This is a genomic window from uncultured Methylovirgula sp. (assembly GCF_947646745.1).
In the GTDB taxonomy this organism is placed as follows: domain Bacteria; phylum Pseudomonadota; class Alphaproteobacteria; order Rhizobiales; family Beijerinckiaceae; genus Methylovirgula.
The window spans coordinates 49,920-71,280 of the sequence record NZ_CANSHK010000001.1; the positions used below are offsets into that span (position 1 = coordinate 49,920).

The following is a 21,361-nucleotide window of genomic DNA, read 5'->3' on the forward strand; positions in this document are numbered from 1 at the left end:
TGAGAAAGGCAATGGTGATGAGCGGCGGGAATGAACGTGTTGCGCAACGCTGCACCGTCATTCGCACCAAACACCACCCTCAGGCTTCGATGAACGGATGGATCGGCGGCATGATCGCCGCGAGGACCTGCAGATTGCCGGAGACAACGCCACGCAGTGCGGTCATTTCGTCGGCAATTGCCTGCAATTTATGCGCTGGGCCCTGCACGAGCAGGACTTCAAGGGTGCGATGATTGGCAAGATGCACGTGAAAAGACGAGATCACCTCATCGACATAGGCACGCTGAAGATCCGCGAGGCGTTGATCCACCCCGGTCGACAGATAATCATAAAAGAGCGTGATCGTACCGACCATGACCTCGTTGCCGATTTCATAGTGATGCGCCGCGAGGGAGCGGGTCAGGATTTCGGCCACGGCCTGGGAGCGGCTGGCAAAACCCCGTTTCGCCACCATCAGGTCGAGCTCCTCCACAAGCGCTTCGGGCAACGACAGGCTGACGCGTCCAACGAGCGATTTGCGCGCGCCCGCTCTTTCGTCGGCAATGTCTGCTGCGCCCATCAACCCCTCCTGTCTGGCACGGCGAATGCTTCCAAATTTGCGTATTACGATTATCGAAAAACGTAATACTCGCAAGAGGAGATCGGTATGGGTTCGTTCGGAAAATTCATCCGCGCCGCCGTCGCGGCGGCTTCCGCTGCGTCGTTTGCGGTTGGCGTCGGCAGCGCCTTTGCCGCAGATCACCCGCTGCGCATCGGCTATAGCGATTGGCCGGGCTATGTGGCGTGGCAGGTCGCGATGGATAAGGGCTGGCTCAAACAAGCCGGCGTGGATGTCGATTTCGAATGGTTCGACTATTCGGCTTCATTGGATGCCTTCGGCGCAGGCAAGATCGACGGGGTTTTCACCACCAATGGCGATACGCTCGTCATGGGCTCCGGCGGATCGAAAGGCGTCATGATCATGCTGACGGATTATTCCAACGGCAATGACATGATCGTCGGCAAGCCGGGCTTGAAATCGCTGAAGGACCTCAAGGGAAAGAAGGTGGGGCTGGAAAAGGGCCTCGTCGAGCATTTGCTCCTCTTGAACGGCTTAAAGAAGGAGGGCGTCAACGAAGGCGATGTCACAATCGTGAACGTCAAGACCAACGACACGCCGCAGGTCCTGGGCGACCCAAGCGTTTCCGCGATCGGCGCTTGGCAGCCTATCGCCGGCCAGGCGATCAAATCGTCGCCCGGAGCGCGGCCGCTCTATACGTCCGCCGACCAGCCCGGTCTCATCTATGATGTGCTCACCGTTTCGCCGACGAGCTTTGCCGAACACAAGGCGGATTATGCCAAACTGCTGAAAGTATGGTCCAAGGTCGTCGCTTTCATCGAAGCCCCTGCGACACAGCCTGAAGCCGTGAAGATCATGGCCGCGCGCAGCGGCGTGCCGCCGGAACAATATATCCGTTATCTCAAGGGCACCGGCCTGCTGAGCCCGGCGGCGGGCGCCAAAGTCTTTGCCGAAGGAGACGGCTTCAGCTCACTTTACGGTTCTTCGCGCTATGCTGATGCTTTCAATGTGAAGGCCGGCGTCTACAAGACGAGCCAGAATGTGAAGTCCTATATCGACCCGTCGATCGCCGGAAAGCCTTGAGCCGATGGACGCCGGCGTGAGCGATTTGACTCGGGTAGCGTCGCCTCCTGTCGTGCAGAAGCCGCGACGGCCTCGTGCCGCATCCTGGTGCGCCGTTGGCAAACCGCCAACGGCGCGCGCCCGCCTGATCCTCGGCGTTTTGTCTTTCGCGCTGCCGTTCGCGCTCTGGTGCGTGGTCTCCTACGTGCCCTTCGTATGGCATCCACTCATCGCGATCACAGATCCCGGCGACGTCTCTTACTACGAAGTCGGGATGCGAGCGCCGAAAGATGACTTTGCCGATGCGGTGCGAACCGCAATCGCCGCTCACCAGCAGCCTCCGAAAGGCGTCCCGGCCAATCCGGTCTATCTGCCGGCGCCGGACGAAGTTGCTCGCGCGCTCTGGGCAGCAGTGAGCGTGCCGAGCGGCACGCCCGAGGAGTTCCGCCTCTCGACGAGCCTGTGGCATTCGATCCAGATCATGGTCTGGGCCTTCCTTATTTCGTCTGCAATCGGCGTCCCGCTGGGTATCCTCAGCGGCGCCTATTCCAGCATCGGCCGGCTGACGGAACCCTTCGTGGAATTCTTCCGCTATCTGCCAGCGCCGGCCTTCGGCGCGCTCTGCGTTGCGATCCTTGGGATCTACGATGCGCCGAAGATCGCGATCATCGTCATCGGCACATTCTTCCAGCAAGTGTTGATCATTGCCGCGACGACGCGGCGAGTCGATTACGCTTTGCTCGAAGCGGCACAGACGCTTGGCGCGCGCAATCTGCGTCTTGTGCTGAAGGTCGTCGTTCCTGCGGCGCTGCCGGATCTCTACAAAGATCAGCGCATCCTTCTCGGCTGGGCCTGGACCTATCTTATCGTCGCCGAACTCGTCGGCACTTCGTCGGGCATAACCTTTTTCATCACCCAACAGGCGCGCTATCTGCATTTCGACAATGTTTATGCGGCGATACTCGTCCTCGGTATTGTTGGATTCGGTTCGGATCTGGTGCTTGCCTGGCTCGGCCGCTGGCTGTTTCCGTGGAAGAGAATCAGCGCATGAATGATACCGCCATTTCGCTTGATCCGGCGGTCGCAACACGGCTCGAACGCCTCAAGGCGCGTGCAGCGATTCTCGATGTCCGCGGTCTTCTAAAGGTCGTGGCGGATGGAAAGGGCGAGCGCGTCATCCTGAAGGACATCGACCTCAAGGTCCAACGGCGCGAGTTTCTCTGCGTCGTCGGACCGTCGGGCTGCGGAAAATCAACGCTGATCCGCACCATCGCCGGCCTTGAAGATGCGCAGGACGGCACGATCCTGGTCGACGGCAAGCCGGTGCGCGGGCCGGGGCCAGACCGGGCCATGGTGTTTCAGAGCTACACGTTGTTTCCGTGGCTGTCGGTGCTCGGCAACGTCATGTTCGGTCTCGAAATGGCTGGGCAACCGAAGTCGGAAGCCGCGCGTGAGGCGCGGCAATGGCTCAATGTCGTTGGTCTCGAATCCTACGCCGATTTTTACCCGCATCAATTATCGGGCGGTATGAAGCAGCGTGTGGCGATCGCCCGGGCGCTCGCGATCCGGCCGCGCGTCTTGCTGATGGACGAGCCTTTCTCCGCGCTCGATGCGCGCACCCGCGCTCGTATGCAAGCCTATCTCATCGAGATCTGGCGCAAGATCGATATTACCGTCGTCTTCATTACGCACGATCTCGATGAGGCGGTGCTGCTCGCCGACCGCGTCTTGGTGATGAAGGCCAATCCAGGCGAGCTCGTCGAAGTCCTGGACGTTCCCGCGCTGCCTGGCAACCGCAGTCTCGATGATCCTGCACTCAAAGCCGCGCTGACCCGGCTCGAAGGCCGGATCCATGCGCAGGAACAGGCGATGCATGGCGAAGAAGACCCTCAAACGCCGGTCGCGCGTCTCGCGCCGATCGACGACGGGGAATTCTGACGCCGCGGAGCGCACATCCGCGACAAGCGCGCCGGGTCCCCGCTATCGGCCAAATTCTTTCGTCAGGGCGGCGGTGATCATCGTGACATGATCGTCCAGGAGCCATTGGCCGATCTCGGCGCACGAACCTCGCGCATCGGCCAGGACTCCGCTCTTGCGCAAATAGCCGGGCGGCGGGGGGACGATGTCGTAGGGAGGAAAGTTGGCGCGGCTCTCCTGCGGAATTTTTGACAGGTCCACAAGATCGGGGCGCAGTCTCAACATCAACGACGTTTCGATCAGCGAGGCATGTTCCAGTTCGGTGCCAGGAAATCCGCCGGGAAAGATGCGGTCGAGCGTTTCGCGCTGCACGAAATCCCAATATTCCAGCCGCATCGCCTTCACATCACGGATGCCTTCGGCACGCAGATCGCGCAGCGCCAGATCGAGTCCTTCGACCGATGGCCAGGCATTTTCGAAATGCCCATTGATGATCACAAAGCGTCGCGCGCCATGCAGCCCCATATCGCGGATCACATCGCGGATCGTATGGCTGAAGGTCTGCGCGTCGAGGCTCGTCGTGCCGGGAAAACTCTGGCCGCCGCCTGTGCGGGGCATGGATTTATAACCGTATTGCAACGTCGGCGCGACCAGCCCGCCAATATGGCGGGCGACTGATTCCGCGACGGCCGTGGGCAGGATCACATCGACGTTCAACGGCAGATGCGGGCCGTGCTGTTCCGTGGCGCCGAGCGGCAGCAAAATGATGGCGCCGGCTTCGACCTTTGTCTGCCATTCCGGCCAGGAGAGCTCCGCCATGAACACGCTATCGACCATTTCAACCTCTCGAAAACTTGCATCAATCAGTGCATCGCCGCGCCGCCGTCGACGCTGTAGCATTGGCCGGTGATAAAGCTGGCGGCCGGGCTCGCCAGGAACAGAATGATGGGCGCTACTTCTTCCGGTTGGCCGATCCTCGCGAGAGGATTGCCGGTTTCGAGGCTGCGCAATTGCGCGCTCATGCCGGCGAAATTCAAAAGCGGCGTGTCGATCGGGCCGGGAGCGACGGCATTGACCCGGATGTCGGGGCCAAGCTCGCGCGCCCAGGCGCGCGTGAGGCTGATCAGCGCGCCTTTCGTTGCGCAATATCCCGAGGCATTGGCGCGGCCGAGAAACGCCAATTCCGAGGCGATATTGATGATCGACCCGCCCTTGGCGATGTGCGGCAGTGCCGCGCCTGCGACGAGCATCGGTCCCCGCAGGTTGATGGCGAACATCTTGTCGAGCCTGGCAATGTCGAGCGCCGCCAGTGCCGCGTCGTATTCGACGCCAGCGGCATTCACCACAACATCGAAACCGCCGAGTTGGCTCGCGGCTTTCGCGACGGCGGCCGCTGCCGCATCCGGCACGGCGAGGTCGGCTTGCACCCAGGGCACGTCGTTTGGCGGCTGAGCGATGTCGAGCCCGACCACGTCCGACCCTTGCGCCACAAAGGCGCGCGCCGCCGCCAGCCCGATGCCGCTGGCCGCCCCTGTCATCAGGACCCGCATCAGGCGCAGAGCCCCCAAATGAGGGCAGACGGCTTGGCTTGGCTCATGCTGCTGCGCCTGGTCCGTAATAGGGGGCGCGGACCGCGCGCTGCGGCCAGCGATCCGCCAGGCGCGCGGCAAGGTGACGCTGGATAAGCCAGACCGGCTCCTCGAGATGGCTGAGCCGCCCGTGCCTCGTGAAACGGGAGTTCAGTCCCAATTGCATGGCGCGGTTCACCTCCATGTCCTCAGCATGGAAATCGCGCAGCAGCCTCGTCTCTTCCTCAAGTGCCGCGGCAATGTTGGGCGCGGCCATCGCCTCCGGGCTGATCAGTGTCATCGTCTGGAGCCGGCAGTGATCAGGGGCAAGGGGGAACAATCTGTACCAAAGCAGACGGTCGGGCATCGTCAGGAACATGAAGAAGGGATGTCCGACGAACAGGCCCCATTCCTTGCTTTGCGCGTCGCTCGCCTCCGCGATCGGCCGGAACGCGGTCGGCTGGCCGCCGCGCGCCTTCGTCGCATCGATCTTCGCGCGCAGCGCCTCGGTGAACGGCAGATGCGCATGGACGAAGTAAGGATGCTCCGGCTCAGTCCAGGTATTCTGTCCGGGCATGATCGGGTTCAAGGTGATGCGATGGGCGCCGATGTGGTGGTAGGATTCCATCCAGTTTTCCACCATCACTTTCCAGTTGAAGGCACAGTCCCAATCCATGCTGATGGCGATCTGCATCTCTGCGATCCGCCACGGCGCGAGCAGAGGGTCAAGGTCGTCATAGATCTCCGCGAGGGGCGGCGCCATGCCGTCGAAGTTCACGAAGACGAACCCGTTCCACACGCCGCTCCTCAGTTTTATCAGCGGCCAGTCGCGCCTCTCGAACCCCTCCGCCTCCTGCATTTGCGGACAACTGCGCAAGCGTCCATCCATTTCGAAGGACCAGGAATGGTAGGCGCAAATCAGGTGCGCGGCCTGAAAGCGGCGGGGAAATCCGTCCGCCAGCGGGAACATGTCCATATTGCGGTGTGAGCAGACCCGCGAGAGGACATGAATTTGCCCCCCTGCATCGCGCGTGACCACGAGCGGCTCGTTCAGCATGTCCACGGCGAGGCAATCGCCCGCCGCCGGCACTTCCGAGACATGCGCGATGCAAAGCCAGCCAGCGCGAAACAGTTTCCTTTCTTCGGTCCTGTAGAACGCCGGCGACGTATAGGCGGCGGCGGGGAGGGTGCGCGCTCTCGCGAGCGGCTCTGCGGCGATTTCAGCAACGGCCCGGCAAAGCGCAGCCATCTCGTCGGCATCCATTTGCGTCTCGTGCGTGAGAATATCCCGCCTAGGCTAGCGGCCGCGACCGGACGGTAAAAATGACGATTTATGGCAGCGAACTTGCCTAATCGAACAAGAATCCCCGGCGCCTTCAGGCGCCCCTTATCAGTCTGTATTCGCGTGCGAGCTCTGTCAGGAAATTCAATGCCGCTCGCGACGACGGCTCCTTAGCGCGGGTTGCGAACTGGAATTCGACCAGATAACCGAACCGTTCCGGCAAGACCGGCCGCAGCGGCAAGGCAAAGCGGGTGCTGCGGACATAATGGTCCGGCAGATAGCCGATATAGCGTCCGGTCAGGATCAGAACCGCGACGCCCTCGACGTCGTTGGCAGTCGCGGTGCGCACCAAGCCCCCGATGAGCTGGCGCGCCTCGTCCTGCTCCGCATAGCTGCGCCCCACGACTTCGCAGCCCGTCAACATCTCAGCCGGAACTGCGTCCGGGCAATAGCGGTAAAGCGGATGCGTCGCGGCGCAGTAAAGGTTGTTCTGCTCGGCATAGAGAAATTGGTAATTCAGCTCCGGCAGGCGCTGGTGCACCGAGACGATCGCTGCATGGAGGCGTTCCTCGACCACCGCTTTTTGCAGCAAATTCGGCGGATCGACGCTGATGTTCACATGCACGCGCGGCGCCCGCCGCTTGGCCTCCGCCAGGATCTGCGGCAAGCGAAAATTCGGATCCGTCGCCAAAGTGTCGATGATCCCGAGATTCAGCTCGCCGGCGATCTCGGCATGGATATTGTTCATCCGCTCGCGGAATCCATCCAAGGCGCCGAGCAATTGCCGGACCGCTCCGAGGACGGCGTGTCCTTGCTCGGTCAGGGCAAAGCCGCCGCGGCCGCGCCGGCAGAGGGTGACGCCGAGCCGGGTTTCCAATGCTTTCAGCTGCTTACTGACGGTCGAAAGGCCGATTTGCAGCTCCGCTTCGGCTGCTGTGAGGCTTCCCGCCTCGGCGACTGTCACAAATAACCGCAGCAAGCGGAGATCGACATCACCGAGGTTGCCTTTGAAGGGCGCGGGTCTGCGGGACATATTTTCCAAACTGGGAATGTAATCGGGACCATTGCGTCATGGATGGCCCCGAGTCCTTATGCAAACAACGGACCCACCTTCGATTTCCAGGTGGGTGCCCGATGCATAAGGCTTTCTCGTTCCGCTATCCTGAAAGCGCCGGACGGAATCTCGCGGCGCTCGCCTATGCGCTGCTCGGCTATGGAGCGGCGCTGTTTCTGATCACACGTCCCAATATTTTGTTGAACGCCGGCGGCATATTGCTCCTCGCTCACAGTCTCGTCATTTGTGCCTATTTCATCCATGAATTCGTGCATGGTTCGATTTTTTCCCGAATGGCCGACAACGATCGCGGCGGCGCCGTCATGGCCTGGATCACCGGCGCGTGTTTTGCCTCTTATTCCGGTCTCAAGGAAAAACATCTGCGCCACCATGCCGACCGGCTGGACGTGGCCACGTTCGATTATCGCGATATTCTGCTGAACGCGCCGGCCCCTGTCCAAAAGATCGTGTTGGCCCTGGAGTGGGCCTATATCCCGGTCGTCGAATTGCTGATGCATACGTTGGTCGTCGTCGCCCAATACAAAGGCAGCCCGGCGATGCGCCGGCGCGCCAGCCTGCTGATGGCATCGCGGATCGCGTTCTTCGTGGCCCTGGCGGCCATCGCCCCGCGCGCGCTCGTTTGCTATGCCATCGCCTATCTCATCATGCTGCAAGTGCTGCGCTTCATGGACGCATTCCAGCACACGTTCGATGTTTATATCGCCGGTTCTCTTGCTCGTCCCGCGGCAGAGAAAGTTCGCGACCGCGCTTATGAACAGGCCAACACCTACAGCAACGTGCTGTCGCTCTCGCATCCGTTCCTGAATCTGCTGACCCTGAACTTCGCCTACCATAACGCGCATCATGCGCGGCCGGCCGTGCCCTGGCATGATCTGCCGGCTTTGCATGACCAGCTTTATGGCACCGACGAGACGCAGGTGCTTACCGCACGCGAATTGTTCGGCAGCTATCACCGCAATCGCGTCAAACGCGTGTTGTCTCCCGATTATGGGATGGTCGCCCTATCGGGCGATCGTGCGCATGATTTTCTCGGGGCAGTCGGCGTTTCCTTCCTGACATCGGTTTAACCGCCGATCAGGACGCGCCCTATGCGCCATCAGCCGCCGGCGCGCAGCAAGACGACGCCGAGAATGACGGCTGACAGGCCAAGCCATTGCGGCAGGCTCAGACGTTCGCGCTGTAACGAGAGGCCGAGCACCGCGGTGACCGCGGCGGCAAAAGTGCTAAGCACCGCAACCACGGTTACCGCACCGGTCGCCATACCGACGGCGATGCTGCCATAACCGACGAGATTGCCGAGGCTCTGCAGACATAGAATCGGCAGGGCTTCGCGCGGCGGCAGCAGGCTTTCGCCACGAAGCGCAAGGACTGGCACCATGACAAGGGCGCCCAGGCCGAAAAACAGCCAGAGCGTCACCGCCGCGCCGAGTTGCGGGATGATGAAAGTCCCCTGAAGCCAGAGCCCGACGCCGAAGCACAAAGCCGCGGCGAGTGCGTAGCGGACGCCATCGTTGCGGGCGGATTTTGCGTCGCTGTCGTGCTTGGCCGCAGCGAGCGGCGCGCCGACAAGACAGACGATGACGCCAAGCAGACTTAACCCGCGGAGCGTCTGGCCGGTCGTCAAACCGAGAAGTGCAGTGACGACGGCATAGCTCGTTATCAGCGGCGCGACGAGAGCAGCCGGCCCGATCGTAAAGGCGCGAATCAGCGCCAGCGCGCCCACCACATTGCATGAGACGGCGGCAAGCCCATAGACCCAAGCCGACAGAGGCGCACCGCTCGCGGAGGCTCGCAATGCGGGGCTCGCCAGCAGCAGCAGGCTTACGGCGACAAAGCCCGCCGCTTGGGTGAAAAAGGCGGTTCTGCGCAGGCCTACGAGGCGCGCCGCGCCGCCTGCCAGATAGTCGGCAATCCCCCAGCCGAGCGCTGCGAGAAGCCCCATGAGCACGGCCGTCATCGCGCCGTCTCCCAAGCGATTTCCACGGCGGCGCCGATCGATCGCGACAAAAACCTCATGTCATTGCCTGCCTTCCGGGCGTTCCCCAGCCGGACGAAAGTGTCGCGCCTTCGGCAACATTCCGACGGCGCGCGCCAGCTCCGCCACTTCGCGCGGCGCGGATAACCTTTGTGTGCGCTGAGTGCGGCGAGCCAGTCTCGGTCGCCAAAGAGATTCCATTAGAGCGTTGATTTGATTGGTGGAGCCAGGCGGAATCGAACCGCCGACCTCTTCAATGCCATTGAAGCGCTCTCCCAACTGAGCTATGACCCCATGCCTTTGCGCCGCTCAAATCTTTGGGTGGATTTGAGAGCCGGTTTGGCCGGCGCGGAGCGGCTATATAGACGCAATGGCTGGCCGCCACAAGCAGCCATTGACGTGCACCGGCCGGTTGGCAACCGCACCGAGGTGTTGCGCTTTAAGGTTCTTCATCCGGCGCAATATCGCCGTCGATCAGGCCGGAGACGTCGTCGCTGTCCTCTTCTTCCTCTTCGAGGAAGGTATCATCATCATCGCCGCCCTCGTCCTCGATCTCGACGTCGTCCTCTGCCGTCGTCTCGAGAGCCGCTTCGCCCGCTTCGACTTCGTCGAGCGAGACGATTTCGACGCCCGTGTCGGCCTCTTCCTCATCCTTTTCGGCCGGAGCGGCGCGGGCCACGCGCGCGGCGACCTGCTGGACGGTGCCGCATTTCGGGCAGACGACAGGGCTTTTGTTCAGGTCGAAGAATTTCGTGCCGCAGTTCTGGCAGGTATGCTTGTTGCCGAGCTCGGGTTTCGCCACTTTGGGGCCTCTGGAAAAATCGTTGGGCGCCGTTTGGCGGACGGGTGTCGCCACAACCGCCAATCGGCGCGCTTGCGGCTCCGTTAGTAAGCCCTAGGGCGCCTGTCAATTGGAACTTCACCGGTCGATCCGCAAGGCTGGGCATAAGGCGCGAGGTGATCTTTTCGCCTTTCGAAAGGTCGAATTGGCCCATGACTTTCCCCCAAACCACGTGTTACGAGCGGCCAAACACATTTGCGAGACCGTTTGCCTGGCTTGGAGGGATTTTGGCAGTTTCCGTAAGCGTTTCGCCGCCGGCCGCGGCCGTCCGTGCGGCGCCGGGCGGGCCGCTCAAAGGCCGCTTGCGGCCGCCGGGCGACAAATCGATCTCGCATCGTGCCTTCATTCTCGGGCTTCTCGCGGTTGGACGCACCGAGATCGAAGGCCTGCTTGAGGGCGAAGATGTCCTCCACACCGGAGAAGCCTGCCGTGCTTTGGGGGCGCGGATTGAGCGGCACGGTGCGGGGGCTTGGCGGGTTGAAGGCGTGGGCCTTGGCGCCCTGCTCGAACCGCGCGGCACACTTGATTTTGGTAATGCCGGCACCGGCACGCGGCTGATGATGGGGGTCGTCGGCGGCCATGGAATCACCGCCGAATTCGACGGCGACGCCTCGTTGCGCAAGCGGCCGATGCGCCGCGTCCTCGATCCGCTGACGCTGATGGGCGCTGAAGTCCTGGCGCAAGGCGAAGGCGGACGCTGTCCGATTCTCTTGCAAGGCACGCCCGAGCCGCTGCCCATCGAATATCGCACCGCGGTCGCCTCGGCGCAGATCAAGTCCGCCGTGCTGCTCGCGGGTCTCAATTCGCCCGGCCGGACGGTTCTGATCGAGCCGCAGGCGAGCCGCGACCATACCGAGAAAATGCTCGCCCATTTCGGTGCAGTGGTTGCCAGCGAACCTTTTGGCCCGGAGGGCCGCAAAATCAGCCTCGAAGGACGGCCGGATCTGCGGCCTGCGCGCATTGTCGTGCCGGCCGATCCGTCCTCGGCGGCGTTTCCCCTGGTGGCGGCGCTGATCGTGCCGGGCTCGGATCTGGTCATCGAAGGCATGATGATGAACCCGCTGCGTATCGGCCTGCTGCAGACGTTGCTTGAAATGGGCGCACGGATCGACGTTCTCGATCGCCGCGCCGAGGGCGGCGAGAGCGTCGCCGATCTGCGGGTGCGCGGCTCGGATTTGCGCGGCGTCGATGTGCCGGCGGAGCGCGCGCCGTCGATGATCGACGAATATCCGATCCTTGCCGTCGCTGCGGCTTTTGCGTCCGGTGAGACGCGCATGCGCGGCCTTTCCGAACTGCGGGTCAAGGAATCCGACCGTCTCGCGGCGATTGCGGCGGGGCTCGCGGCCGCTGGGGTTGAAAGCGCCATCGAGGGCGACGACCTGATCGTTGCGGGCCGCGGCGGGCATGTGCCGGGCGGCGGCGTCGCTGCAACCCATCTCGACCACCGCATTGCGATGAGCTTCCTCTGCCTCGGCCTTGCGGCCGAGCGCGGCATGGCGATCGACGATGCGGCGATGATCGCGACGAGCTTCCCGGCCTTTCAGGCCTCGCTTGCCAGCCTCGGGGCGCGCTTTTCATGATCGTTGCGATTGACGGGCCGGCGGCTTCCGGCAAAGGCACTTTGGCGCGCCGCCTCGCCGTCTATTTGAACTTGCCGCATCTCGATACGGGCCTGCTCTATCGCGCGACGGCCCGGACGCTGATCGAGCATGGGCAAAACCTCACCGATGTGCGGGCCGCGGTGGCGGCCGCGCGGGGTCTGTCGCTCACCGACTTCGATCCGCGCCTTTTGCGCGGCCGCGATATGGGCGAGGCAGCCTCGATCGTCGCGGCGATCCCGGAGGTGCGCCAAGCCCTCGTTGATCTGCAGCGCGATTTTGCGGCGCGGCCGGGCGGGGCGGTGCTCGACGGGCGCGACATCGGCACGGTGATCTGCCCGCACGCCGAGGTTAAAATCTATGTGACGGCGGCGCCCGAGACGCGCGCCACGCGCCGGGCGCTGGAATTGAAGGGCCAGGGCGAAATGGTCGATTATCCGGCGATTTTGGAGGAGATCCGCCGCCGCGACGCCCGTGACGCCTCGCGCGCCACGGCGCCGCTGCGCCCGGCGACGGATGCGGTGGAGCTCGACACCACCGAGCTCGATATCGAGGCCGCCTTTAACAAGGCGCTGGCGATCGTAGAGGCTGGAAAAGAGCGTCATTCTTTCAACAATTGACCGGAATAAACGATCGGTCCCGTCGGGGCGCCGCTTGGCGAGCCGCCCGGCGGCTCGACGGAAACGGCGAAATTCGCCTTCTCGATGGGGGCGCTCTCGGGGAGAGGGATATTCCGCTCAGTTTTGTCGATGAGCCCCATCGACTTGGGCGATAGGCCACTGCCGATATACCAAAGCTCCAGGCTGCGGCCTTGCGGCACATCAGTGGCGACCGGACGGACGAAAACGGTGCGCGTCGCGAGATCGACGCGGATGATGAGCGCGGGCTGGTCGCCGCTGCGATTGACGACGGCGATATAACTGCCCTGCGGCTCGTTGTGGGCGATGAGCGCGCGATCGATGCTAAAAGCCGCGAGGCCAGCGGCGATCACGCCGGCCAGAAGCGCGCCTAGGCGCCAGCGGTTGCGCGATCGGCGCAGCAGGAGAAGCACTGGAGCCATATTGTCGGAAGGCGCGGCCAGCGCCTGCGCGATCGCGTGCCAGATATGCGCCGGAGGTGCGACCTCGCCGAGTGCGACGTTGAGCGGCGCAAGTCGGCGCTGCCAGGCTTCGACCGCGCGCTGCGCCGAGGCGTCGCTTTTCATCAGCGCCTCGAAGGCGCTGCGTTCTTCCGCCGAAAGCGTGCCAAGAACATATTCGGCGGCTTGCATATCGATTTCGCCGGTCATGTCGTCGCTTCCAGGCAGGACTTCAGAAGGGCGAGGCTGCGGTGCAGCCACGTCTTGATGGTGCCGACGGGGCGGCCGAAACGGTTGGCGAGTTCTTCACGCGAATAGCCCTCGTAATAAGCAAGCAGAATGCAGGCGCGGGCCTGCTCTTCAAGCGTTTCGAGGCAATGTTGCAGCGCGGCGAGCTCCGTCATCTGTTCTTCGCCGCCGGCCGTGTCGGCAATATTGGCAAAAATATCCGCCGTCTCCGTTGCGGCTGGTTCCGCAGGATTTTTCCTGCGCATAATATCGATCGCGCGATTGCGCGTGACCGAGATCAGCCACCCCATCGGCGGGCCAGCCTCCGCCGAGAAGCTCCCTGCATTCTGCCAAATTCTCAGAAACACGTCCTGCAGCGCATCTTCCGCCGCGCCTCTATTGCGAAGAATACGCAGCAGGATCGCAAAAAGTTTTGGCGCGGTGCGCTGATAAAGCTTGCCGAAAGCGTCGCGGTCGCCCCTCGCGACGGCGTCGATGAGCAGGATGAGCTTGCCATTATCCGCTTGCGTCAAGGTGACAACCCTGTCTTCGCAACTGGCTTCTTGGCTTTCCTTAGCGAAGTTGAGCCGACAGAGTCCAGTTGCCGGCGGCGGCGCGGGAATCTTTTTAAATCGTGAAACCGGTTTCCATCCTCCTCCGTAGATGCCGATGACGCGCATCGGCAGGCGAAGCCTCGCCATTGCGACGACGTCGCCTGAAGGAGAGAGATCATGCGATATTCCAAAGCGAGTGCGTTTGCGGTTGCCGTTCTGCTGACCGGGTCCTCCGGCTTCGCGGCTCGCGCGACAATGATGTCAGCAGATCCGATGGTTGGCGGTGCGGCGATGTACCCGACGCGGAACATCATCCAAAACGCTGTTCATTCCAAAGATCACACGATTTTGGTCACGGCGGTGAAAGCGGCGGGGCTCGTCGATACGCTCGAAGGACCGGGCCCCTTCACGGTCTTTGCGCCAACGAACGCCGCCTTTGCCAAATTGCCGCCGGGCACTGTCGATAACCTCCTGAAGCCGGAGAACAAGTCGACGCTCGTATCGGTGTTGACCTATCATGTCGTGCCCGGCCGGTATTCGGCGCGGCAGCTCAAGGAAATGGTGAAAATGGGCGGCGGCCATGCCGAGCTGAAGACGGTCGAAGGCGGGACGCTCACCGTCGAAGAATATGACGGCAAGCTCGAAATCATTGACGCCAAGGGCAATAAAGCCTGGGTGACGATTTCCAACGTTAATCAGAGCAATGGCGTCATCCACGTCATCAATACGGTGCTTCTGCCGGGTTGACAGCTCGGCCCGCACCGGGGCCACAATTGTGGCCCGCGGCGCCCGGCGGCTCTTGCCGGGCGCCCCTGCGCTTGCTACATAGCCGCCCGAACCCAGCTTTTTCCGCCGTCCGACGCCGGTCCGCCTTTTTGATGCGGGTGATCCTGCCCTTTGGCAGGCCACGGTGGGAAAAAGCTCCGTCAACACCAACCGCCGGCGTTCGCCCATTTGGGCTTTCAGGAGAACTTATGACATCAACCAATACCTACGCGCCCTCGCGCGAGGATTTTGCCGCGCTTCTCGATGAGAGCTATGGCGAGAATGAAGCTCTCGAAGGCGCGGTCATTAAGGGCAAGGTCGTTGCCATCGAAAAGGACGTTGCCGTCATCGACGTCGGCCTCAAGACCGAAGGCCGTGTCGCGCTCAAGGAATTTCAAGGTCCCGGCCGCGAAGGCGCCCCGAAAGTCGGCGACGAAGTCGAAGTCTATCTCGAACGCATCGAAAACGCGCTCGGCGAGGCGGTGATCTCGCGCGACAAGGCACGCCGCGAAGAGAGCTGGGTGCGGCTCGAACGGGCCTTCGAAAAGCAGGAAAAGGTCGAAGGCGTCATCTTCAATCAGGTCAAGGGCGGTTTCACCGTCGATCTCGACGGTGCCGTGGCCTTTCTGCCGCGCAGCCAGGTCGACATTCGGCCGATCCGCGACGTTACGCCTTTGATGCACGTGCCGCAGCCGTTCCAGATCCTCAAGATGGATCGCCGCCGCGGCAATATCGTCGTCTCCCGCCGCACCGTGCTTGAAGAAAGCCGGGCCGAACAGCGCCATGAGATCGTCGCCAATCTGGAAGAGGGGCAGGTCATCGACGGCGTCGTCAAGAACATCACCGATTACGGTGCGTTCGTGGATCTCGGCGGCATCGACGGCTTGCTGCATGTCACCGACATCGCCTGGCGGCGCGTCAATCATCCGAGCGAAGTGCTGACCATCGGCCAGACGGTGAAGGTCAAGATCATCAAGATCAACCACGAGACCCACCGCATCTCGCTCGGCATGAAGCAATTGCTCGACGACCCGTGGCAGGGAATCGACGCCAAATATCCCGTCGGCGCCCGCATCCACGGCCGCGTGACGAACATCACCGACTACGGCGCGTTCGTCGAACTCGAGCCGGGCATCGAAGGCCTGATCCACGTCTCGGAAATGTCGTGGACAAAGAAGAACGTCCATCCCGGCAAGATCGTCGCCACGAGCCAGGAGGTCGATGTTCAGGTGCTCGAAGTCGATCCGGTCAAGCGCCGTATTTCGCTCGGCCTCAAGCAGACGCTCACCAATCCCTGGGAAGATTTCGCTGAGAAACATCCCGTCGGCAGCGAGGTCGAGGGCGAGGTCAAGAACAAGACCGAATTCGGCTTGTTCATCGGTCTCGAAGGCGATGTGGACGGCATGGTCCATCTTTCCGATCTCGACTGGAACAAGCCCGGCGAGCAAGTGATCGACGAGTACAAGAAGGGCGACATCGTCCGCGCCAAAGTGCTCGATGTCGATCAGGAGAAGGAGCGCATTTCGCTCGGCATCAAGCAGCTCGCGAGCGATCCGTTCGCGGCGCCGGCTGCCGAAGAGGGCGGCGCCGACTTCAAAAAGGGTGCGATCGTCACTTGCGAAGTGATCGACGTGAAGGAAGGCGGCATCGACGTGAAGATTGCCGGCACCGATCTCGTTGCTTTCATCAAGCGCAGCGAATTGGCGCGCGACCGCGCCGATCAGCGGCCGGATCGTTTCGCCGTCGGCGAAAAGGTCGATGCCCGCATCACCCAGTTCGATCGCCGCGCCCGCAAGGTTGCGGTCTCGATCAAGGCGCTTGAGGTTGCCGAAGAGAAAGAGGCGATTGCCCAATTCGGTTCGGCCGATTCGGGCGCGGTGCTCGGCGATATCCTTGGCGCGGCGCTCAAGGCGCGCGACAGCGAAGCCAAAAAGGCCACCAAGAAGAAAAAAGACGAGGAATAGTCTCGTCAAAATTTAGCGATCGATCATCATCGATCCGAGCCCGCGCGGCATTGCCACGCGGGCTTTTTTGCGACTGCCGGGTGGCCCGCGCCAGGCGGCGAGCATGGCTTCGAGAAAGTTCCAAAAATTTGCCGGCTTTCTGATGAGAACGGCTGCCAACGTCATGAATTGGCGCGATTTCTTGTCGGGCGGATGTTCCCTCTGCGCGGAAAGCGCGCTAGGTTCGCGCCGGCTTCCACAGCCGAGGAATAAGGCATGTCGAACACGTCTCCCGCCGACTACATCGTCGATCGGCGGCTGCTGCAGCGAAAATTGTCCTTCTGGCGGTTGGTCTCGATCCTGCTGCTGATTGCCGGCCTCGTGCTCATTGGGCTGCGCTTCTCGGGGCGCGCCAACTTCGGTTCGCAGCATATTGCGCGGATCAGCATCAGCGGCCTGATCACCGGCGACCGGGCGACGCTGAAGCTCATCAACGACGTGTCGAATTCCAACGCCAAAGCTGTGATTCTCGCGGTCGACAGTCCTGGCGGCACGACGACCGGTGCGGAAAAACTCTTCATTGCCTTGCGTCGGCTGGCGGCGAAAAAACCGACCGTGGCGGTTGTCGGCACGATGGCGGCTTCGGGTGCTTATATTGCGGCGCTCGGCGCCGACCACATCGTTTCACCCGGCAACGCGCTCGTCGGTTCGATCGGCGTGCTGTTTCAATATCCGGATCTTTCCGGGCTTCTCGGCAAGGTCGGGGTGAAGGTAGATTCGGTGAAATCCTCGCCGCTCAAGGCGGAGCCCAGCGGCTTTGAACCGACCTCGCCGGAGGTCCGCGCCGCTTTAGCCTCGCTTGTCGCGGACAGTTACACTTGGTTCAAGGACCTGGTGAAGACCCGCCGCGGAATGACCGATGCGCAATTAGCGGCTGTCGATGACGGACGTGTCTTCACCGGGCGCCAGGCGATTGGTCTAAAGCTCGTCGATGAGATCGGCGAAGAGCGCGAAGCGGTGGCCTGGCTCGAACGGGTAAAGAAGGTTCCGCACGGGTTGCCGGTGCGCGATTGGAGCACGAAAAACAGCCTCCAGAAGCTTGGCATCATCAGCAGTTCCGCCAAAATTGCCGATGCTTTGGGCTTTTCGTGGCTGGCGCATGTGCTTGGCGGCACTGAAACTTACGCGCAGGGACAGTTACTTGACGGTCTTGTGGCGATTTGGCAGGTTGGCCCGACCAATTGAGGCCAAACGTCTTTTGGACGCTGGCGTTCAGCTTATGATCATGCGTTGAGAGAGCAAAAGGGCGCGCACCTGGGGGCGGGGCGCGCCGGCGGGTTTCGCCGGAGGCGAAGCCGGCTGATGGCGAGTGGCAGGGGGCGAAACATGATCAAGTCGGAGCTCGTGCAGCGGATCGCGGATCGCAATCCGCATCTTTATTTGCGCGATGTGGAAAAGATCGTGAACGCGATTCTCGATGAAATCGTCAAAGCGCTGGCGCGCGGGGATCGGGTGGAATTGCGCGGTTTCGGCGCCTTTTCCGTCAAACATCGCGATGCGCGTCTCGGCCGCAACCCGCGCACCGGCGCGCATGTGTCGGTCGACGAAAAAGCGGTACCGTTTTTCAAAACCGGCAAGGAAATGCGCGAACGACTCAACGACGGCTATATGGGCTAATCGCAGTCGCGAGTTTTGCGGATGAAACGCATTCTGGAAGTGCTCATTCTGCTGCCGCTCGCGATCGTCGGCATCGCGCTTGCGGTCGCCAACCGACAGGCCGTCACAGTCTCGTTCGATCCCTTCTCCTCCACCAAGGCCGGCGCGGTCGAGGCGCCGCTTTTCGTGGTGCTGATTGCCGCGATCGTCATCGGCGTGCTGGTCGGAGGCTTTTTTACCTGGCTGTCGCAGGGCAGGCATCGGCGTGCCCTGCGCGAGAGCCAGGCCGAGGCGGCGCGCTTACGCAGCCAGATTGGCCATTCCTAAATCCTCGTTTTTCGGCGCGGCAGCGTGTAAAAAGCCGCCGCATGAGCTTGATTGTCAAAATCTGCGGGCTTTCGACCGGAGATGCGCTGGCGGCGTCGCTTGCTGCCGGCGCCGATATGGTCGGCTTCGTCCATTATCCCAAGAGCCCGCGCCATGTGCCGCTCGCGGCCGCGCCCGCACTTACGCAGCGCGCCGGCAGCCGCGCCAAAAAGGTTCTGCTCACGGTCGACGCCGACGATGAGCTTCTTGTTGCAGCGATCGATGCCTTCGCGCCGGATATTCTGCAATTGCATGGGACGGAGACGCCGGCCCGGGTTGCTGGCGTACGGAAAATGTTCGGGCGCCCCGTGATGAAGGCGATTGCCCTTGGCACGAGTGCCGATTTCGTCCGGATCGCCGCCTATGAAGAGGTCGCCGATCTCCTGCTCTTCGATGCGCTGCCCGCCGACGCCGCGGCACTGCCCGGCGGCAATGGCCGCGCTTTCGATTGGGCGCTCTTGCGGGGGCGCCGTTTTGCCAAGCCTTGGCTGATCGGGGGCGGCCTGACGCCGGACAATGTCGGCGCGGCGGTCGCGGCGACCGGCGCGCCGGGCGTCGACGTCTCGTCCGGCGTCGAAAGCGGGCGCGGCGTCAAGGATATTGGCAAAATTGCCGGTTTCGTTGCGGCGGTGCGGGCCACGGAAACGCTTGGTTCGCTGGCCGAGAGCCGCTAGAGCAGGGACCTCATAAGGCGCGAGACGACATTGAAACGCGAAAATCCCAATTCTTTCCGCATCGGGCCGGATGAGCGCGGTCATTTCGGTATTTTCGGCGGCCGTTTCGTCGCCGAAACCCTTATGCCGCTCATCCTCGATCTGGAGCGTCACTACGAGGCGGCGAAACAAGATCCGGCCTTCCATGCCGAACTCAACGCCTTGCTTACCCATTACGTCGGTCGGCCGAGCCCGCTCTATTTTGCCGAACGGCTGACAGCGCATCTCGGCGGCGCCAAAATCTATTTCAAACGCGAGGAGCTGAACCATACCGGCGCGCACAAGATCAACAATGTGCTGGGGCAAATTCTGCTGGCGCGCAGGATGGGCAAGACGCGCATCATTGCCGAAACGGGCGCCGGCCAGCACGGGGTCGCGACAGCGACCGCCTGCGCGCGCTTTGGGCTCGAATGCATCGTCTATATGGGTGCCGTCGACGTCGAGCGGCAGAAGCCGAACGTCTTCCGCATGAAGATGCTCGGCGCCAAAGTCGTGCCGGTGCAGTCCGGCGCACGCACCTTGAAGGATGCGATGAACGAGGCCCTGCGCGACTGGGTCACCAATGTCGAGACGACGTTCTATTGCATCGGCACGGCGGCGGGCCCGCATCCCTATCCCGCCATGGTGCGCGATTTCCAATGCATCATCGGCGAAGAGACGCGCAGCCAGATGCAGGCCGCGGAAGGGCGCCTGCCCGACTCGCTTTTCGCCTGTATCGGCGGCGGCTCGAATGCGATCGGCTTGTTCCATCCGTTTCTCGACGACCGGCAGGTCGAAATCTACGGCGTCGAGGCGGCGGGCTATGGCCTCGACAAGGCGCATGCCGCCTCGCTCGCCGGTGGGCGGCCGGGCGTCTTGCACGGCAACCGCACCTATCTCTTGATGGATCAAGACGGGCAGATCGAGGAGGGCCATTCGATCTCGGCCGGACTCGATTATCCCGGCATCGGGCCGGAACATGCCTGGCTGAAAGAGACGGGCCGCGTCACCTATTTGTCGGCAACCGACGACGAGGCGCTTGCCGCCTTCCAGCTTTGCGCGCAGCAGGAAGGCATCATCCCGGCGCTCGAGCCCGCGCATGCGCTGGCGAAGGTGATCGAGATCGCGCCGCAAAAGCCGCGCGATCATCTCCTGGTGGTCAATATCTCGGGCCGCGGCGACAAGGATATTTTCACCGTCGCCGATCATCTCGGCGGGATGTAGCCGCTTTGTCTTTGGCTCCGATAGATCAGACATAGGGTCGGCTTCTTGGAAGCCGACCGTCATGCTAGCAAGGCCTCATGTCCAGCCGTATCGACACCCGTTTCGCCGAACTCGCCCGCCAGGGTCGCGCCGCTCTCGTGACCTTTATCATGGGCGGCGACCCTGATCCGGAAACCGCCCTGGCCTTATTGAAGGCGCTGCCGGCGGCAGGCGCCGATATGATCGAATTGGGCATGCCCTTCACCGATCCGATGGCCGATGGGCCGGCGATCCAGGCGGCGGGGCTGCGGGCGCTCGCCGCGCATACGACGCTGACCAAGGTGTTGGCGCTCGCCGCCGAATTCCGCAAGGCCGATGCGGCGACGCCGCTTATCCTGATGGGCTATTACAATCCGATCTACGTCTATGGCGTGGCGCGCTTCCTCGCCGATGCCAAGGCCGCGGGCGTCGATGGCCTGATCGTCGTCGATCTGCCGCCCGAAGAAGATTCCGAGCTTTGCTTGCCGGCGCTCGACGCGGGCCTAGCCTTCATCCGCCTGGCGACGCCGACCACGGACGATGCGCGTCTGCCCGCCGTGCTCGCGCATACGGCGGGCTTTGTCTATTATGTCTCGATCACCGGCATCACCGGCGCCGCGACGCCGGATTACGGCAAAGTCGCCGCCGCGGTTGGGAGGCTCAAGCAGCACACCCGTCTGCCCGTCGCGGTCGGCTTCGGCGTCAAGAATGCCGAAAGCGCCGCCGCCATCGCCAAGGTCGCCGACGGCGTCGTCGTCGGCTCGGCGCTGGTCGATGCTTTGCGCCGCTCGCTCGACGAAAATGGGCAGGCGACCGCGGGCAGCGTCGCGGCGGTCACCGCCCTCGTGCGCGACCTTGCCGCGGGGGTGCATCGCGCCGCCCGCCAGCCGGTCTGAGGCTTTGCGTCAGGCCGAGCAAATGCCTAGACTGGCGGTTCTTGCGCCCCGCTCCCTGTAAAGG

Annotated in this window: 23 protein-coding genes and 1 tRNA gene; 14 read left to right on the top strand and 10 right to left on the bottom strand. The window is 62.6% G+C overall.

Translation table 11 applies throughout. The features are described 5' to 3' along the window. Positions 1-79: 79 nt before the first annotated feature. Positions 80-559, bottom strand: a complete 480-nt coding sequence (gene nikR, locus Q0025_RS00230) for a nickel-responsive transcriptional regulator NikR (RefSeq protein WP_297294980.1) — start codon at positions 557-559, stop codon at positions 80-82. Positions 560-646: 87 nt separating this feature from the next. Between nikR and Q0025_RS00235 the strand changes: the two genes are divergently transcribed. The 3 genes from Q0025_RS00235 to Q0025_RS00245 are packed head-to-tail and all read left to right on the top strand — an operon-like array spanning position 647 to position 3,559. Then, positions 647-1,642: an ABC transporter substrate-binding protein gene (locus tag Q0025_RS00235; RefSeq protein ID WP_297294981.1), complete on the top strand. Its 996-nt coding sequence runs from the start codon at positions 647-649 to the stop codon at positions 1,640-1,642. A 16-nt stretch (positions 1,643-1,658) separates the two neighbouring features. Then, a complete protein-coding gene (locus Q0025_RS00240) occupies positions 1,659-2,672 on the top strand; it encodes an ABC transporter permease (RefSeq protein ID WP_297294982.1) in 1,014 nt (337 codons plus the stop codon). Further along, positions 2,669-3,559 carry an ABC transporter ATP-binding protein gene (locus Q0025_RS00245; protein ID WP_297294983.1) on the top strand — a complete coding sequence of 297 codons (891 nt, stop codon included), beginning with the start codon at positions 2,669-2,671 and terminating at the stop codon, positions 3,557-3,559. The genes Q0025_RS00240 and Q0025_RS00245 overlap by 4 nt, the downstream gene beginning before the upstream one ends. Positions 3,560-3,601: 42 nt before the next feature. Here the strand turns inward: Q0025_RS00245 and Q0025_RS00250 are convergent, their stop codons facing one another. The 4 genes from Q0025_RS00250 to Q0025_RS00265 form a co-directional block, all read right to left on the bottom strand. After that, complete coding sequence (locus Q0025_RS00250; protein ID WP_297294984.1) at positions 3,602-4,375, bottom strand: creatininase; 774 nt, start codon at positions 4,373-4,375, stop codon at positions 3,602-3,604. A 26-nt stretch (positions 4,376-4,401) separates the two neighbouring features. Next, the gene (locus Q0025_RS00255) at positions 4,402-5,076 is read right to left on the bottom strand and encodes an SDR family oxidoreductase (protein WP_297294985.1); all 675 of its coding nucleotides are present in this window, start codon (positions 5,074-5,076) and stop codon (positions 4,402-4,404) included. Between the two features lie 55 nt (positions 5,077-5,131). Continuing rightward, on the bottom strand, positions 5,132-6,370 hold the full coding sequence (locus tag Q0025_RS00260) for an aromatic ring-hydroxylating dioxygenase subunit alpha (RefSeq protein ID WP_297294986.1): 1,239 nt from the start codon (positions 6,368-6,370) through the stop codon (positions 5,132-5,134). A 112-nt stretch (positions 6,371-6,482) separates the two neighbouring features. Beyond that, positions 6,483-7,367: a LysR family transcriptional regulator gene (locus Q0025_RS00265; RefSeq protein ID WP_297294987.1), complete on the bottom strand. Its 885-nt coding sequence runs from the start codon at positions 7,365-7,367 to the stop codon at positions 6,483-6,485. A gap of 155 nt (positions 7,368-7,522) precedes the next feature. On the opposite strand from Q0025_RS00265, the gene Q0025_RS00270 reads away from it, so the two are divergent. Beyond that, positions 7,523-8,530: a fatty acid desaturase gene (locus tag Q0025_RS00270; protein ID WP_297294988.1), complete on the top strand. Its 1,008-nt coding sequence runs from the start codon at positions 7,523-7,525 to the stop codon at positions 8,528-8,530. 29 nt (positions 8,531-8,559) lie between these two features. Here Q0025_RS00270 and Q0025_RS00275 read toward each other — a convergent pair whose 3' ends face one another. From Q0025_RS00275 to Q0025_RS00285, 3 genes are all read right to left on the bottom strand, one after another. Continuing rightward, positions 8,560-9,420 (bottom strand): DMT family transporter, encoded by an 861-nt coding sequence (locus tag Q0025_RS00275; RefSeq protein WP_297294989.1) that lies wholly within the window; start codon positions 9,418-9,420, stop codon positions 8,560-8,562. 236 nt (positions 9,421-9,656) lie between these two features. Beyond that, a tRNA-Ala gene (locus Q0025_RS00280) sits at positions 9,657-9,732 on the bottom strand. Between the two features lie 145 nt (positions 9,733-9,877). Then, positions 9,878-10,240 carry a TIGR02300 family protein gene (locus tag Q0025_RS00285; RefSeq protein ID WP_297294990.1) on the bottom strand — a complete coding sequence of 121 codons (363 nt, stop codon included), beginning with the start codon at positions 10,238-10,240 and terminating at the stop codon, positions 9,878-9,880. 266 nt (positions 10,241-10,506) lie between these two features. Between Q0025_RS00285 and aroA the strand changes: the two genes are divergently transcribed. Continuing rightward, positions 10,507-11,859 carry a 3-phosphoshikimate 1-carboxyvinyltransferase gene (aroA, locus tag Q0025_RS00290; protein ID WP_297294991.1) on the top strand — a complete coding sequence of 451 codons (1,353 nt, stop codon included), beginning with the start codon at positions 10,507-10,509 and terminating at the stop codon, positions 11,857-11,859. Next, complete coding sequence (gene cmk, locus Q0025_RS00295; protein ID WP_297294992.1) at positions 11,856-12,497, top strand: (d)CMP kinase; 642 nt, start codon at positions 11,856-11,858, stop codon at positions 12,495-12,497. The genes aroA and cmk overlap by 4 nt, the downstream gene beginning before the upstream one ends. Here the strand turns inward: cmk and Q0025_RS00300 are convergent. Continuing rightward, positions 12,479-13,165, bottom strand: a complete 687-nt coding sequence (locus Q0025_RS00300) for an anti-sigma factor (protein ID WP_297294993.1) — start codon at positions 13,163-13,165, stop codon at positions 12,479-12,481. The two genes, cmk and Q0025_RS00300, sit on opposite strands and share 19 nt — an antisense overlap. Continuing rightward, positions 13,162-13,716, bottom strand: coding sequence for a sigma-70 family RNA polymerase sigma factor (locus Q0025_RS00305; RefSeq protein WP_297294994.1), 555 nt, complete (start codon positions 13,714-13,716; stop codon positions 13,162-13,164). The genes Q0025_RS00300 and Q0025_RS00305 overlap by 4 nt, the downstream gene beginning before the upstream one ends. 198 nt (positions 13,717-13,914) lie before the next feature. Here Q0025_RS00305 and Q0025_RS00310 point away from each other — a divergent pair, with 198 nt between their 5' ends. The 8 genes from Q0025_RS00310 to trpA all read left to right on the top strand — a co-directional run bounded on the left by Q0025_RS00310 (position 13,915) and on the right by trpA (position 21,297). Further along, positions 13,915-14,484: a fasciclin domain-containing protein gene (locus Q0025_RS00310; protein WP_297294995.1), complete on the top strand. Its 570-nt coding sequence runs from the start codon at positions 13,915-13,917 to the stop codon at positions 14,482-14,484. A gap of 227 nt (positions 14,485-14,711) precedes the next feature. Further along, a complete protein-coding gene (gene rpsA, locus Q0025_RS00315) occupies positions 14,712-16,466 on the top strand; it encodes a 30S ribosomal protein S1 (protein WP_297294996.1) in 1,755 nt (584 codons plus the stop codon). A 255-nt stretch (positions 16,467-16,721) separates the two neighbouring features. After that, positions 16,722-17,690, top strand: a complete 969-nt coding sequence (gene sppA, locus Q0025_RS00320) for a signal peptide peptidase SppA (RefSeq protein WP_297294997.1) — start codon at positions 16,722-16,724, stop codon at positions 17,688-17,690. A 141-nt stretch (positions 17,691-17,831) separates the two neighbouring features. Next, entirely contained in the window at positions 17,832-18,122 is a 291-nt protein-coding gene (locus tag Q0025_RS00325) for an integration host factor subunit beta (RefSeq protein ID WP_297294998.1), read from the top strand. A 21-nt stretch (positions 18,123-18,143) separates the two neighbouring features. Further along, a complete protein-coding gene (locus Q0025_RS00330) occupies positions 18,144-18,428 on the top strand; it encodes a LapA family protein (protein ID WP_297294999.1) in 285 nt (94 codons plus the stop codon). A gap of 41 nt (positions 18,429-18,469) precedes the next feature. Then, positions 18,470-19,141 (top strand): phosphoribosylanthranilate isomerase, encoded by a 672-nt coding sequence (locus Q0025_RS00335; RefSeq protein WP_297295000.1) that lies wholly within the window; start codon positions 18,470-18,472, stop codon positions 19,139-19,141. A gap of 30 nt (positions 19,142-19,171) precedes the next feature. Further along, positions 19,172-20,383, top strand: coding sequence for a tryptophan synthase subunit beta (trpB, locus tag Q0025_RS00340; protein ID WP_297295001.1), 1,212 nt, complete (start codon positions 19,172-19,174; stop codon positions 20,381-20,383). 77 nt (positions 20,384-20,460) lie between these two features. Then, complete coding sequence (gene trpA / locus Q0025_RS00345) at positions 20,461-21,297, top strand: tryptophan synthase subunit alpha (protein ID WP_297295002.1); 837 nt, start codon at positions 20,461-20,463, stop codon at positions 21,295-21,297. Positions 21,298-21,361 lie beyond the last annotated feature (64 nt).

Bases quoted from the DNA above. Each gene is read 5' to 3' on its own strand.
- Q0025_RS00330 (WP_297294999.1), top strand. From the start codon at position 18,144: ATGAAACGCATTCTGGAAGTGCTCATTCTGCTGCCGCTCGCGATCGTC.
- Q0025_RS00300 (WP_297294993.1), bottom strand. From the start codon at position 13,165: ATGACCGGCGAAATCGATATGCAAGCCGCCGAATATGTTCTTGGCACG.
- nikR (WP_297294980.1), bottom strand. From the start codon at position 559: ATGGGCGCAGCAGACATTGCCGACGAAAGAGCGGGCGCGCGCAAATCG.
- Q0025_RS00245 (WP_297294983.1), top strand. From the start codon at position 2,669: ATGAATGATACCGCCATTTCGCTTGATCCGGCGGTCGCAACACGGCTC.
- Q0025_RS00270 (WP_297294988.1), top strand. From the start codon at position 7,523: ATGCATAAGGCTTTCTCGTTCCGCTATCCTGAAAGCGCCGGACGGAAT.
- Q0025_RS00260 (WP_297294986.1), bottom strand. From the start codon at position 6,370: ATGGATGCCGACGAGATGGCTGCGCTTTGCCGGGCCGTTGCTGAAATC.
- Q0025_RS00235 (WP_297294981.1), top strand. From the start codon at position 647: ATGGGTTCGTTCGGAAAATTCATCCGCGCCGCCGTCGCGGCGGCTTCC.
- trpA (WP_297295002.1), top strand. From the start codon at position 20,461: ATGTCCAGCCGTATCGACACCCGTTTCGCCGAACTCGCCCGCCAGGGT.
- Q0025_RS00310 (WP_297294995.1), top strand. From the start codon at position 13,915: ATGCGATATTCCAAAGCGAGTGCGTTTGCGGTTGCCGTTCTGCTGACC.
- rpsA (WP_297294996.1), top strand. From the start codon at position 14,712: ATGACATCAACCAATACCTACGCGCCCTCGCGCGAGGATTTTGCCGCG.
- Q0025_RS00250 (WP_297294984.1), bottom strand. From the start codon at position 4,375: ATGGTCGATAGCGTGTTCATGGCGGAGCTCTCCTGGCCGGAATGGCAG.
- Q0025_RS00335 (WP_297295000.1), top strand. From the start codon at position 18,470: ATGAGCTTGATTGTCAAAATCTGCGGGCTTTCGACCGGAGATGCGCTG.
- sppA (WP_297294997.1), top strand. From the start codon at position 16,722: ATGTCGAACACGTCTCCCGCCGACTACATCGTCGATCGGCGGCTGCTG.
- Q0025_RS00325 (WP_297294998.1), top strand. From the start codon at position 17,832: ATGATCAAGTCGGAGCTCGTGCAGCGGATCGCGGATCGCAATCCGCAT.
- Q0025_RS00275 (WP_297294989.1), bottom strand. From the start codon at position 9,420: ATGACGGCCGTGCTCATGGGGCTTCTCGCAGCGCTCGGCTGGGGGATT.
- Q0025_RS00255 (WP_297294985.1), bottom strand. From the start codon at position 5,076: ATGACAGGGGCGGCCAGCGGCATCGGGCTGGCGGCGGCGCGCGCCTTT.
- cmk (WP_297294992.1), top strand. From the start codon at position 11,856: ATGATCGTTGCGATTGACGGGCCGGCGGCTTCCGGCAAAGGCACTTTG.